At 68.3% G+C, this 13,225-nt stretch carries 12 protein-coding genes; 8 read left to right on the forward strand and 4 right to left on the reverse strand.

The genetic code is table 11. The features are described from left to right. Positions 1 to 10: 10 nt before the first annotated feature. From ilvD to mnmA, 3 genes are all read right to left on the reverse strand, one after another. Complete coding sequence (gene ilvD / locus MFF01_RS04695; RefSeq protein ID WP_238222491.1) at positions 11 to 1,741, reverse strand: dihydroxy-acid dehydratase; 1,731 nt, start codon at positions 1,739 to 1,741, stop codon at positions 11 to 13. 375 nt (positions 1,742 to 2,116) lie between these two features. Continuing rightward, on the reverse strand, positions 2,117 to 2,770 hold the full coding sequence (locus MFF01_RS04700) for a methyltransferase domain-containing protein (protein WP_238222495.1): 654 nt from the start codon (positions 2,768 to 2,770) through the stop codon (positions 2,117 to 2,119). A 47-nt stretch (positions 2,771 to 2,817) separates the two neighbouring features. After that, the gene (mnmA, locus tag MFF01_RS04705; RefSeq protein ID WP_238223068.1) at positions 2,818 to 3,966 is read right to left on the reverse strand and encodes a tRNA 2-thiouridine(34) synthase MnmA; all 1,149 of its coding nucleotides are present in this window, start codon (positions 3,964 to 3,966) and stop codon (positions 2,818 to 2,820) included. 350 nt (positions 3,967 to 4,316) lie between these two features. Here mnmA and MFF01_RS04710 point away from each other — a divergent pair, with 350 nt between their 5' ends. The 8 genes from MFF01_RS04710 (at position 4,317) to flbD (ending at position 12,696) form a co-directional block, all read left to right on the forward strand. Then, positions 4,317 to 6,170: a flagellar hook-length control protein FliK gene (locus tag MFF01_RS04710; RefSeq protein ID WP_238222497.1), complete on the forward strand. Its 1,854-nt coding sequence runs from the start codon at positions 4,317 to 4,319 to the stop codon at positions 6,168 to 6,170. Between the two features lie 13 nt (positions 6,171 to 6,183). Continuing rightward, positions 6,184 to 6,864, forward strand: coding sequence for a flagellar hook assembly protein FlgD (locus tag MFF01_RS04715; protein WP_238222499.1), 681 nt, complete (start codon positions 6,184 to 6,186; stop codon positions 6,862 to 6,864). Between the two features lie 101 nt (positions 6,865 to 6,965). After that, positions 6,966 to 7,241: a CtrA inhibitor SciP gene (sciP, locus tag MFF01_RS04720; protein WP_018044452.1), complete on the forward strand. Its 276-nt coding sequence runs from the start codon at positions 6,966 to 6,968 to the stop codon at positions 7,239 to 7,241. A gap of 347 nt (positions 7,242 to 7,588) precedes the next feature. Next, the gene (gene fliF, locus MFF01_RS04725) at positions 7,589 to 9,187 is read left to right on the forward strand and encodes a flagellar basal-body MS-ring/collar protein FliF (protein WP_238222500.1); all 1,599 of its coding nucleotides are present in this window, start codon (positions 7,589 to 7,591) and stop codon (positions 9,185 to 9,187) included. 64 nt (positions 9,188 to 9,251) lie between these two features. After that, a complete protein-coding gene (gene fliG / locus MFF01_RS04730) occupies positions 9,252 to 10,295 on the forward strand; it encodes a flagellar motor switch protein FliG (protein WP_373319651.1) in 1,044 nt (347 codons plus the stop codon). After that, positions 10,292 to 10,909, forward strand: a complete 618-nt coding sequence (locus MFF01_RS04735) for a FliH/SctL family protein (protein WP_238222505.1) — start codon at positions 10,292 to 10,294, stop codon at positions 10,907 to 10,909. Before fliG ends, MFF01_RS04735 begins: the two co-directional genes overlap by 4 nt. 19 nt (positions 10,910 to 10,928) lie before the next feature. Further along, entirely contained in the window at positions 10,929 to 11,273 is a 345-nt protein-coding gene (fliN, locus tag MFF01_RS04740; protein WP_238222508.1) for a flagellar motor switch protein FliN, read from the forward strand. 55 nt (positions 11,274 to 11,328) lie between these two features. Beyond that, positions 11,329 to 12,696: a sigma-54-dependent transcriptional regulator FlbD gene (gene flbD, locus MFF01_RS04745; RefSeq protein ID WP_238222509.1), complete on the forward strand. Its 1,368-nt coding sequence runs from the start codon at positions 11,329 to 11,331 to the stop codon at positions 12,694 to 12,696. A gap of 210 nt (positions 12,697 to 12,906) precedes the next feature. Here the strand turns inward: flbD and MFF01_RS04750 are convergent, their stop codons facing one another. After that, positions 12,907 to 13,182: a hypothetical protein gene (locus tag MFF01_RS04750; RefSeq protein ID WP_238222510.1), complete on the reverse strand. Its 276-nt coding sequence runs from the start codon at positions 13,180 to 13,182 to the stop codon at positions 12,907 to 12,909. Positions 13,183 to 13,225: the final 43 nt, after the last annotated feature.

Below are 13,225 nucleotides of genomic sequence, written 5' to 3' on the forward strand. Positions count from 1 at the left end.
GAGGGCGGTCCTAGATGTCGGCATAGGTGTGCGTCTCCTCGGCGCCGCCCGGATGGGTCACCGCGCCGTCCACGGCGGGGCCGACGGTCTGCATGTACTTCCAGAGATAGCCGGAGGTCGCCGAGTTGGTGCGCGGCGTCCAGGCGGCGCGGCGCGTGGCGAACTCCGCGTCGCTCACGGCGACGTCGAGGGTCCCCTTGATGGCATCGAGGGTGATGATGTCGCCGTCCCGGATCAACCCGATGGGACCGCCGATGGCGGCTTCCGGCCCGACATGGCCGACGCAGAACCCGCGCGTCGCGCCCGAGAACCGACCGTCGGTGATGAGCGCGACCTTGTCGCCCATGCCCTGGCCGTAGAGGGCCGCGGTGGTGGACAGCATCTCGCGCATGCCGGGGCCACCCTTGGGACCCTCGTAGCGGATGACGAGAACCTCGCCCTCCTTGTACGTGCGCTTCTGGACGGCCTCGAAGCAGGCCTCCTCGCCGTCGAACACCCGGGCCGGGCCGGTGAAGACCTGCGCCGATTCCGGCATGCCAGCGACCTTCACGATGGCGCCCTCGGGAGCGAGGTTGCCGCGCAGGCCGACGACGCCGCCTGTCGGGGTCAGCGGCGTGTTGGCGGCGCGGACCACGTCCTGGTCGGGGTTCCAGTGAACCCGTTCCATGTTCTCCGCGATGGTGCGACCGGTTACCGTCATGCAGTCGCCGTGCATGAAGCCGTGATCGAGGAGCGTCTTCATGAGGAGGGGGATGCCGCCGACCTCGAACATGTCCTTGGCGACGTAACGCCCGCCCGGCTTCAGGTCGGCAATGTAGGGCGTCCGCTTGAAGACCTCGGCCACGTCGAACAGGTCGAACTTGATGCCGCATTCATGGGCGATTGCCGGGAGGTGGAGCGCCGCGTTGGTGGAGCCGCCGGAGGCCGCGACGGCGGCGGCGGCGTTCTCGAGGCTCTTGCGGGTGACGATGTCGCGCGGACGGATGCCCTTGGCGATGAGTTCCATCACCTTCTCGCCGGCCGTCATGCAGAACTTGTCGCGGATCTCGTAGGGCGCGGGCGCGCCGGCCGAATAGGGCAGCGCAAGGCCGATGGCCTCCGAGACCGTCGCCATGGTGTTGGCCGTGAACTGGGCGCCGCAGGCGCCGGCCGAGGGGCAGGCGACCTGCTCCAGCTCATCGAGGTCGTCGAGGCTCATGTCGCCCACCGCGACCTTGCCCACGGCCTCGAACAGGTCCTGCACGGTCACGGGCCGCCCCCGGAACGAGCCGGGCAGGATCGAGCCGCCGTAGATGAAGATCGACGGCACGTTGAGGCGCACCATGGCCATCATCATGCCGGGCAGGGACTTGTCGCAGCCCGCCAGCCCGACGAGGGCATCGTAGGAATGGCCGCGCATGGTCAGCTCGACGGAATCGGCGATCACTTCGCGGGACGGCAGCGACGCGCGCATGCCGGCATGCCCCATGGCGATGCCGTCCGTGACGGTGATGGTGCAGAACTCACGCGGGGTGCCGTTGGCCGCCGAGACGCCCTTCTTGACTGCCTGGGCCTGGCGCATGAGCGAGATGTTGCACGGGGCGGCCTCGTTCCAACATGAGGCCACTCCGACGAGGGGCTGGTGAATCTGTTCCTTTGTAAGACCCATGGCGTAGAGGTACGACCGATGCGGCGCGCGCTCGGGCCCCTCCGTCACGTGACGGCTCGGAAGCTTCGACTTGTCGGTGCTGCGCGCGTCCATGGTCAATCTCGCCACCCCGGCCCGGTACGCTTGACGACGAGGTCCGGTCACCCGCCGGACCGAGGGCGCGGCCCCGCGCGAGCGGTGCGCGAACCCGTACGGTTCGATGCGGGAAAGACTCGGAACTCCGCGGTAAAGCGTTGGGGGGACTACCGTTTACCGCGCAGCCTGAGGTGGTCCTGGTTTATGGCGGGATCGCGGCGGGGGCAGGCGCCTCCCATGGCAAAGTCTGGATGGTTTTGCGGTGTTGCGACCCCGCCACAGCCTCGCTTGCGTCCACCACGAAGAGGTTTTGCGGAGCCTGATACGCGACGAAGCCCGGGGCGTGTGGCGCCCCGGGCTTCGTCGTGTTCGTCTCGGCCGAGGGCGGCGGTCTCAGGCGGGCTTGCGCATCCGCAGGATCTTGAAGAAGCCGCCGGGGAAGGTCGGGGCGACGCCGATGAACTCGACGCCGTTGGCCCGTGCCCAGGCCTCGATCCGCGTGGACTTGAAGTCCGAGGACCAGCCGATCTTGGTGCAGAGGGGGGCCACGATTTCCTCGACCTTGGCCATGGGGCCATCCGTCTGTCCGAAGTGGTTGGCGAGCACGATCTCGCCGCCCGGCCGCACCACGCGCAGGAATTCCGATAGGGCGCCTTCCGGATCGGGCACCAGGGTGATGAGGAACTGCGCCACCACGGCATCGAAACTCGCATCGGCATAGCCGAGGCGGCACACGTCCATCACTTGGAGGCCGCGGACATGGGTGAGACCGCGCCGGCGCACCTTGGCGCGGGCGCGCTTCAGCATGTCCTCGGAGAGATCGACGCCGCAGACGAAGCTCGTGCGCGGATAGTAGCCCAGCGACAGGCCGGTTCCGACGCCAGCCTCGAGGATGCGCGGTCCGCAGGCCACGGCCGCCTCAACGGCGTCCCGGGCGGCCGGTTCCGTCAGCTTGTCGTAGACCACGTCGTAGACCGGTGCCCAACGGGCATAGGCCTTGCGCATCAGGGCGGTGCTCGGACCGGCCTCCCGCGGCTCGCTCAGCATGTCGATTTCGTCGTCCTATGGGGAAAAGGTTCGGGGCGCGCGCACGCTCAGGCCGCCTGCGCGGCCCCAGCCTGCAACGCGTCGATACGCCGAATGGTGCCACCGCCGAGCACCTGCGCCCGCGGACCGTCGTCGGCGTAGATCACGCAGGCCTGTCCGGGCGAGACGCCGTCCTCGGGCGTCGCGAGCACGATCTCGGCGGTGCCAGCGGCGGCGTCGAGGGTAAGGGAGGCTGCGCGCGGCTCGCGGGTCGAGCGTACCCGCACGGCCACGGGAAGATCGGCGGGGGCCGTGCCGGAGAGCCAGTTCACGTCCGTCAGGCGGATGCGGCTCGTCGCCAGGGCCTCGCGTGGGCCGACGATGACGCGGGCCGTGTCTGGTTCCAGGCGAACGACGTAGAGGGGCTCGCCGATAGAAAGGCGCAGGCCGCGTCGCTGGCCGACGGTGTAGTTGACGATCCCCTCGTGGCGGCCGAGGACGCGTCCGGAGAGGTCGACGATGTCTCCGGCCCGGGCCGCGTCGGGCCGCAGCCGGGCGATGACGTCGGCGTAGCGCCCCTGGGGTACGAAGCAGATGTCCTGGCTGTCGGCCTTCTCGGCCACCGATAGGCCGAGTTCGTGCGCGAGACGCCGGGTCTCGTTCTTGGGCAGCTCACCGAGTGGAAACCGCAGGAAGTCGAGCTGCTCGGCCGTGGTGGCGTAGAGGAAGTAGCTCTGGTCCCGTGCCGGGTCGAGGGCGCGGTAGAGCCCGCGTCCGCCCTGCGGCATGGGACGGCTCGCGACGTAATGGCCCGTGGCCAGGACGTCCGCGTCGAGGTCGCGCGCCGTCGCGAGGAGGTCGCGGAACTTGATGGACCGGTTGCACTCGACGCAAGGGATCGGCGTCTCGCCGGCGAGGTAGCTTTCGGCGAAGCGATCGATCACCGATTCCCGGAAACGATCCTCGTAGTCGAGGACGTAATGAGGAATCCCCAGGGCCTCGGCGACGCGGCGGGCGTCATGGATGTCCTGACCGGCGCAGCACGCCCCCTTGCGATGGGTCGCCGCGCCGTGGTCGTAGAGCTGGAGCGTGATGCCGACGACGTCGTAGCCCTGACGCTTCAACAGCCCGGCCACGACGGAAGAATCGACGCCGCCGGACATGGCGACGACGACGCGCGTCTCGTGCGGAGCCTTGGGAAGATCGAGGGAATTCATCACGCCAGATTTCGCCGACCGGGCCGGTCCGGTCCCGGGCACGAGTCTATAGCGTTCCTTGTACGCGAGTTCCAGGGACCGGGCGACGGGGCTCGCTCGCGTGTCCCGCGCCCAACGCCCGCCGCACTCTTGGATGGCAGGACGAGATCCGTCCGGGACCGGACGTTTCGGGCGGCAGCCCGAACCCGGCAAAGCCGTCCGCGATCGGCAGATCCTGCCGAGCAGGGGCGGAATTTCCTCGGAGCGTTTTCCCGATTCGAAAGATAAATTCCGTAAAAACAAGAGCTTAGAAGATTTTTTGGCTTGGCTCGGCCCTTGCTGACTAGTCCGGCAAGGAGAGTTCGGACGCCATGGCACAAGCATTCCTCGAAACGGATATTTTCCTGCGTCGCGCGGCTCCGGCTCCGGCGCGCACCACGACGCGGACCGGCTCGCGGCCCGCTTTCACGCTCGATGATCCGAAGGCGGCCGCTCCCGAGGCGGCGAACCCGTCGCGGGATACCCGTAGCCGACCGCAGCGTGCGGAGCGCGATCGCCCCGATGCCGCGTCCGCCTCGGACAGGACCGACCAAGCGAGGACCGATCAAGCCAGGACCGATCAAGCGAAGGCCGAGCGTCCTGCGCCGTCTCGCGCGGCGGTTGCAGACGCCGCCTCGTCCGAAGACACCACGCGGCAGACGAGCGACGAGCGGCGGGCCCCGGCGAGCGCATCCGACCCGACCGCTCCCCGCACACCGTCCGAGGCGACCGATGCCGGAACGGGACAGGTTGAGGCGAACGCGGCCTCCACCGACGAAACTCAGGATGAGAGCGACGTTTCCGACGCATCCGCCGAGGACCAGGATATAACGCTCCTCGGCCTTTTCCAGGCCCAGCCTCCGATTCCGCCTCGGCCGCAGCCGGTACCCGGCCAGAGCGGTCAGGCTGCGCCGTTCTTCGGCGCGGGACCGGCCGGGCAGGTTCAGGGTGGTTCGGCCCAGGCCGCATCGGCTACGGGAACGGCCAAGGCGGATCTGGGTCAGCCCTCATCGGGGGCGGTCCAGGCGCAGGCGGGCGCCGTGCCCGTCATCGCCGGTCAGGTCGCTTCCGCCATGCCCGGCGTTTCGAACGCTGACGGCACCGATCAGGCACTGGCCTCGCCGACGACGGACGCCACCCAACTCGCGGCAGGGACCGCCCTATCGTCCAAGGATGTGGTGCCGGGGTCCACCGATCCGAGCGCCATCACTCAACCGAAAGTCGCCGACGCCGGCCCCTTCGATCCGGCGCAACTGGGACTGGCCCCTCCCCTGGGCGCGGCCCAGCCGCCGGACGGCGCGCCGCCCGCCGCCGGACAGGCACTCGTCGGCCTCGCCATGGCCGCGTCGAGCGGCGCCAAATCCGATCCGAAACCGGCGGGAAAGCCGGGGGCTTCGACGGTGTCGGTCCAAGGCGTGGCGGGCGCCGCCCAGGCGCCGAAGGGCGTGCCGAACGCAGCTGCCGGCGAGGCTACCGCTGCCTCCGCGAGCGCGACGGTCGGCAAGTCCGAGGCCGCGTCCTCCGGCAAGTCCGATCCGGCCGTCGCCGTGCAGGAGGTGGCTGGGAACAAGGACGCCGCGGGCGGCCCGGCGGTGATGCCCATGCCCGATGCGCCGCATCACGCCGCGCCGGAGACCTTCGACACGCATCTTGCGGGCGTTGCCGCCGGAGCCGCCACGGCGGCGACGTCCGGCACAGCGGCGCCAGCCGCCCAGGCCACGCAAACCCCGGTGCCGGCGTCGCCGCCGATCCCGCTGGGAGCCGTGCCGATGACCATCGGTCTGCGCTCGCTTCAGGGCTCGAACCATTTCGAGATCCGCCTCGATCCGGGCGATCTCGGGCGCATCGATGTCCGTCTCGACATCGATAAGGAGCGCGGCACCGTCATGGCGCACCTCGTCGTCGATCGCATCGAGACCCTCGCCCTGCTCCAGCGGGATGCCGGCAGTCTGCAACAGGCCCTGTCGCAGGCCGGCCTCGACGCCTCCGAGGCCAACATCAACCTGTCCCTGCGCAGCGACACGCAATCCGGCGGCCGCGGCACCGAGGATCAAGGCTCCGACGGACGCCGTCCCGACGGCGGGTCCGGCTCCGGCCGTCTCAATCAGCCCGAGGGCCGCGCCGCCCTCGAGGCCATTCCCCTGCGCACCTTGAGCGGCCTCACTGGCCTCGACATCCGAATCTGAGGGAGACTCCATCATGTCAACCGGCATCAGCAGCGTCACGGGCGCCACCACCACGGCGAGTTCCGCCACCAAGACCTCGTCTCAGGAGATCGCGGGCAACTTCACGCAGTTCCTCACCCTGCTGACCACGCAGCTGAAGAACCAGAACCCCCTCGACCCCATGGACACCAACCAGTTCACCCAGCAGCTGGTCCAGTACGCCGGCGTCGAGCAGCAGCTGAAGTCCAACGACCGCCTCGATGCGATCCTGAACAACGCCAAGTCCTCCAGCACGGCCTCGGCCACGGGTTTCATCGGCCAGACGGTGACGTCCGACGGTAAGACGGCGGATCTGGCCGACGGATCGGCGACCTGGACCCTGAACCCGTCCAAGGCCGCCACCCAGGCGACCATCACGATCAAGGATGCCAACGGCAACGTCGTGGCGAGCCAGAGCAAGTCCCTGACCGCCGGTGCCCAGTCCTACGTCTGGGACGGACGTCTCTCCACCACGGGCATGAACGCGCCGGTCGGCACGTACACGATCCAGGTCGATGCCCGCGACGCCACGGGGTCGGCGGTGACGGTCGCCACGCAGGTCACCGGAAAGGTCGACGGCGTCGACCTCAGCGGCACCTCGCCGGTGCTCCTCATCGGCTCCGCACGGGTTCCGATCAGCAGTGTCCGGAACATCGGATCGGGGTTGTCCACATGAGCGTGGGCACGATTCAGATGTGATCCTTTGGCTTCAAGATATTTTAAGTGGGCACGAGTAGCTTCCAAATTCGACAGGTCAGTCGAGTTGTAGAGCGTATCATGACCGAACCGAGCCGCCCGAGAGTTAAGTATGTCATCGGGCCTGATGGTAGTCCGTTAACCATTGCCGATCTGCCGCCGACAACCACTCGGCGTTGGGTTATTCGCCGAAAGGCTGAGGTCGTCGCCGCCGTGAGGGGGGGATTGCTGAGCCTGGAGGAAGCCTGCCAGCGCTATACCCTCACCACGGAGGAGTTTCTGAGCTGGCAGTTCTCCATCGACCAGCACGGCCTTGCGGGGCTGCGAACGACTCGGATCCAGCACTACCGCCACTGAGTGTCTCTCACACAACTCCCGCTGCGCCGCCGGGCCCAGAGCGAGGACCGGCGATGGTCGGGAGATTTGTGAGGCACTCCGAGACGGGCGCCTGCCCGCTCGAAGCATCCACCGGATCCTCTGCCCCGACGGGGACGAGGCGGGCGGTACGAAAGACAAAGTTACACGGCACTCCCTTCGAAAGACCGCGCCCTCCCCGGGGCGCGGTCTTTTCGCGTTCCGGATTCCTGTCCCGTTTTGGGGCCGATCCTAACGGACGTTAACCGGTCGCTAACCACGATATGGGCAAAACTTGCCGGGTGGGGACGGGCGATCCGTCACGTTTGCTCGGGTGGAGGCGTCGCGCCGTGAAGTCGGTTCTTGAACTGGTGACGAAGATGGGTCCGGCACGGCTGACCGCCATGGCCGCTGTCACCATGACCCTCATTGGCTTTTTCGCCTTCGTAATCCTGCGGGTTTCGAAACCCGACATGGGCGTGCTGTTCGCAGACCTGTCCATTCAGGATTCCTCGGCGGTGATCCGCGAACTCGACACCCGCGGTATCCGCTACGAGGCCAAGGGCGATGCCGGTCAGACCATCATGGCGCCGCGTGCCGATTTACCCCGCCTGCGCATGGATCTCGCCGGCAAGGGACTGCCGAGCCAGGCCGGCGTCGGCTACGAGATCTTCGACAAGGGCGATGCCTTCTCGTCGACCAACTTCGTCCAGAACGTGAACCATCTGCGGGCGCTCGAGGGCGAACTGTCCCGCTCCATCCGGGCCATCGGCCGGGTTCAGGCCGCGCGGGTCCACCTCGTCATCCCCGAGCGGCGCCTGTTCGAGCGCGATCGCGAGACGCCGAGCGCCGCCATCGTCCTGAAGCTCATGGGCGACCTCGACCAGGGGCAGGTCCGTGCCATCCGCCACCTCACCGCCTCGGCGGTGGAAGGGCTCAAGCCAGACCGCGTGTCCATCGTCGACGAGCGCGGGCGCCTGCTCGCCGACGGCGCCCGCGATGCGGAAGCCGACAAGAGCCTCGGCATGGAGGAGAAACAGGTCGGCATCGAGCGGCGCCTGCGGGCGCAGATCGAGGAGATCGTCGCCGGCGTCGTCGGGACCGGCCGCGCTCGGGTGCAGGTCAACGCCGAACTCGACGTCAACCGCATCGAGAGCCGCTCGGAGAGCTTCGACCCCGAGAGCCGCGTCGTGCGCTCCACGCAGACCCGCAACGAGAACTCCCTGACGGCCGGAAACGAAGGGGCCGTGACCGTCGGCAACGAGCTGCCGGGCGCCAACCAGACTCCGGCCCCCCCGGCCCAGAAGGACTCGAGCAACAAGAACGAGGAGACCACCAACTACGAGATCTCGCGGGTGACCCGGACCGAAGTGGCCGAGGGTGGTCGGGTCAAGCGGCTCTCCGTTGCGGTCCTCGTGGACGGCGCCTACGTGCCGGGAACGGACGGACGGCCGACCTACCAGCCGCGTCCGGCGGCCGAGGTCGAGCGCATCGCAACCCTGGTGCGGACGGCCATCGGCTTCGACAAGGCGCGCGGCGACCAGGTCGAGGTGGTCAATCTGCGGTTCGCCGAGACCCCGGCGTTGCCCGAGGTCGCCGAGCCGAGCCTGCTCCAGTCGCTGATGCCCCAGTCGCGGGAGGACGTGATGCGCATCGTCGAACTGACGGTGCTGGCCATGCTCACCCTCATCGTGTTGCTGTCCGTGGTGCGCCCGCTCCTGCGCAAGATGCTCGACACCGAGCCCGGCCCCGTCGCCCTGGTGACCGGCCCGGCCTCCGATCCGGCCCTGGCGCTGACGCCGCGTGAGAACACCACCGCCCGCCTCGTCGACTTCGCCCAGGTCAATGGTCAGATCCAGACCGAGGCGGTCCAGCGCGTGGTCGATATGGTCCGCGCCAGTCCGAACGAGACCGTCGAGGTCCTGCGCAACTGGATCAACGAGCCCTGAGATCCGCCGATCCCCCCTCTTTCCACAGACGTTGCCCTAGGGAGTTGAGGCCATGTCCTCAGGTATGAACCTCAGCACGGAAGTCGCGGCCACGGGTGGCGCGCTGACGTACACTTCGATGGGCGGCATCCAGCGCGCCGCCGCCCTGCTGCTTCTGCTCGGCGAAACCGAGGGCGCGCCGATCTGGCAGATGCTCGAGGAGGACGAGGTCAAGAAGGTCTCGCAGGCCATGGTGCAACTCGGCTCCCTCGAGGCCGATACCGTCGAAAAGCTCATGATCGATTTCGTGGCGCGTCTCTCCTCGGGGGGCGGCATCTCGTCGAACTTCGAGCGGACCGAGTCGCTGCTGCTCAAGATCTTCCCGGAGAGCCAGGTCTCGACAATCATGGCCGAGATCAAGGGCGCGTCGGGGAAGCGCGTCTGGGCGAGTCTGACCCAGATCGATCCCGAGATCCTCGCCTCGTTCCTGCGCAACGAGTACCCCCAGACCGTGGCGGTGGTGCTCTCGAAGGTCCGCTCCGACTACGCCGCCAAGGTTCTGACCATTCTGCCCGAAGACTTTTCCATCGACGTCCTGAACCGGATGCTCTGCATGGAGACCGTGCAGAAGGAGGCCCTGCGGCACATCGAGGAGACCCTGCGCACCGAGTTCGTCTCCACCATTGCCCAGACGACGCGCCGCGACGCCCACGAACTCATGGCCGACGTCTTCAACGCCTTCGACCGGCAGACCGAAGGCCGCTTCCTCGCGGCCCTCGACCAAGCCAATCGCGGTTCGGCGAAGAAGATTCGCCAGCTCATGTTCACCTTCGAGGATCTGCTCAAGCTCGATCCGGGCAGCGTGCAGACCCTGCTGCGCAAGACCGACAACGAGACTCTCTGCCGGGCCCTGAAGGGCGCCAACGAGCGGGTGCGCAGCTTCTTCCTGTCCAACATGTCCACCCGTGCGGCCAAGAACATCACTGACGAGATGAGCGGGCTCGGGCCGATCCGGCTCAAGGACGTGGACGAGTCCCAGTCCAAGATGACCGAACTCGCCAAGGAACTGGCCGAGAAGGGTGAGATCATGATCGCCAAGTCGAGCGGCGAAGAGGAGTTGGTCTATTGAGCGCCCGCCCCTTCCTGTTCGACACGGAATTCCGGCCCCGTCCGGCCAGCCCCCCTCCCCCCAAGGACGAGGCGGCTCAGGCCGAAGCCGAGGCCCAGGCGCTGGCTCACGCCCAGGCGCTGGCCGAGGCTCACGCCCAGGGTGTGCAGGAGGGCCGCGCCCAGGCCGAGATGCAGACGCAGGCCCGCATGGCCGATGCGCTCACACGCCTCGGTCTCGCCGCCGCCGGGCTGCTCGGCCAGCTCGATGCCCGCGATACCGAGCGGGAGGAGCAGGCCATGACCTTCGCCGTGACCCTCGGCCGCCGCATCGCGGGGGAAGCCCTCGATGCCCTTCCGTTGACCGCCATCGGCGACGCGGCCCGCTCCGCGCTCCAGCATCTGCGCGGCGTGCCGCACCTCGTGGTGCGGGTCCACGAGAGCCTCGTCGACGACGCCGAAGCCCTGGTGAAGCGCCTGGCCCGCGAGCGCGGTTTCGAGGGCCGCCTCGTGGTGCTGGGCGAACCTGACCTCGTCCCGGGCGATGCCCGTATCGAATGGGCCGACGGCGGCGTGGTGCGCGACCGCGCCCGTATCGAAGCCGCCGTGCTCAAAGCCCTCGGCCTTTCCGCCTGATCTTTCAGAAAGCCTCGCCATGTCCGACGATTTCACCCTGCCGCAGCTCAACGGAACCGATGCCTCCTTCGACGGGCTCGGCACCGAATCCATCCGTGAGGCGCCGACCACCCCGAAGAGTGCCGCCGATCTCGAGCAGGTCTTCGATGTGCCCGTGGTGATCTCGGCGGTCCTCGGCTCGTCGCGGATGCCCATCGGCGACCTGCTGCGGCTCCAGCCCGGCGCCGTGCTCGAGCTCGACCGCAAGGTCGGCGAGGCCATCGACATCTTCGTCAACAATCGTCTCGTCGCCCGTGGCGAGGTCGTTCTCGTCGAGGAGCGCCTCGGCGTGACGATGACCGAGATCATCAAGAACGACCACTGACCTTTCCCGGCCCGCCGCGCGCCCGCGCGAGGCCCCGATACGGAGACCTTGAGTCATGCGGCTTCTCATCATCGGTCGTCTCAACAGCGAACTCGTCACCGCGTCCCGGATCGCCATGAACCGGGGTGCGGCCGTTACGAATGCTGAGAACCTGCCGCAGGGGCTGGCGGTGCTGCGCGCCAAGGGCGCCGATCTCATCATGATCGATGTGGGCCTGCCGATCCGTGAACTCGTGACGGCCCTCGTCGACGAACGCATTCGGACCCCGGTCATCGCCTGCGGCATCACCACGGATGCGCGGGCGGCCGTGGCGGCGATCCAGGCGGGCGCCCGCGAATACATCCCCCTGCCGCCGGATCCGGACCTCATCGCGGCGGTGCTGCAGGCGGTCTCCGAGGACGGTCGTGCCTTCGTCTGGCGCGACGCGTCCATGGAGCGGGTGGTGCGGATGGCCGAGCAGATCGCCCGCTCCGAGGCTTCCGTGCTCATCACCGGCGAGAGCGGTACCGGCAAGGAGGTGCTGGCCCGCCACGTCCACAGCAAGTCGAACCGCACGGCCAAGCCGTTCGTCAGCGTCAATTGTGCGGCCATCCCCGAGGCGCTCCTCGAATCCGAACTGTTCGGTCACGAGAAGGGCGCCTTCACCGGGGCCGTCGCGCGCCGCATCGGCCGGTTCGAGGAAGCCAGCGGCGGTACGCTCCTCCTCGACGAAATCTCGGAGATGGACGTGCGGCTGCAGTCGAAACTGCTGCGCGCCCTCCAGGAGCGGGTGATCGACCGGGTCGGCGGCTCCGCCCCGGTCAAGGTCGATATCCGGGTCCTGGCGACCTCGAACCGAAACCTCCTGGACGAGGTCCGCAAGGGCACGTTCCGCGAGGATCTGTATTACCGCCTCAACGTCGTGCACCTGAAGCTGCCGCCACTGCGCGAGCGCCCCAGCGACATCCTCGAACTCGCCGGCCACTTCGCCCGCAAATACGCTGAGGTGAACGGCCTGCCTGCGCGGCCCCTGAGCCGCGAGGCGCAGGCCCTCGTGTCCGCCAATCCGTGGCGCGGCAACGTGCGCGAACTCGAGAACACCCTGCACCGCGCGGTGCTGCTCGCGTCCGGTCCAGAGATCGGTCCGGAGGCGATCCTGACGCCGGAAGGGGAGAGCATCGGCGAGCCCGTGGCCGGCCCGGCCGAGCGCGCCGCGCGCGTCGCGGAGGCGGCCACTCGCGGCCTCGTCGGGCAGACGGTGGCGCAGGTGGAGTGTGAACTCATTCTCGAGACCCTCGACCACTGCCTCGGCAACCGCACGCATGCCGCCAAGATCCTCGGCATCTCGATCCGGACCCTGCGCAACAAGCTCAACGAGTACGTCGATGCCGGCATGAGCGTGGTCGAGCCCGGCAGCGTGCGCCCCTCGGCGACTTACGGCTGAAGGATCCGCGCGGGACTTCGCTCACCGTCGGCTCTTGCTCCGAGATCGTGTGGTGCACCGAGGTGCCCGCGCGGCGGCAGGACACGTGATCACGGCGGTCTCGTGATGACGGCGCTCGCGCGATCGCGAAAGCTTGGTTCATCCGGACCGTCGTCTCCGTCCGGATGAGCGGTGGAAGCGCGGGCCCCGTGACGGGGCGTGATCAACGCGTCAGCGGTTCCGCGCCGCTTCGTCGGCCACCTGCGCGGCGTGGGCCCGCTCGAGCTTCTCGAGGGAGATGAATCGGGCGATGTCGGCCTCGACATCGCGAATCGTCTCCTCGACGAGGTGCTGCTGCAGGGCGATGCGTGGATCGTCCGCCGTCATTCCGTCACGGGCCTGGAGACGCTGCACGGCCTCCTTGACGACGACGTAAACGGCTTGCCGGGCCTCCCGGGTCATGGACGGGTTGACGGCACGGGCGACGAGATCGGCGAATTCGGACATGGGTTTCCGGATTTGACGCGAGGGGAGCCTGGAACCTCCGCGA

The organism is Methylobacterium adhaesivum, assembly GCF_022179065.1.
GTDB lineage: Bacteria > Pseudomonadota > Alphaproteobacteria > Rhizobiales > Beijerinckiaceae > Methylobacterium > Methylobacterium adhaesivum.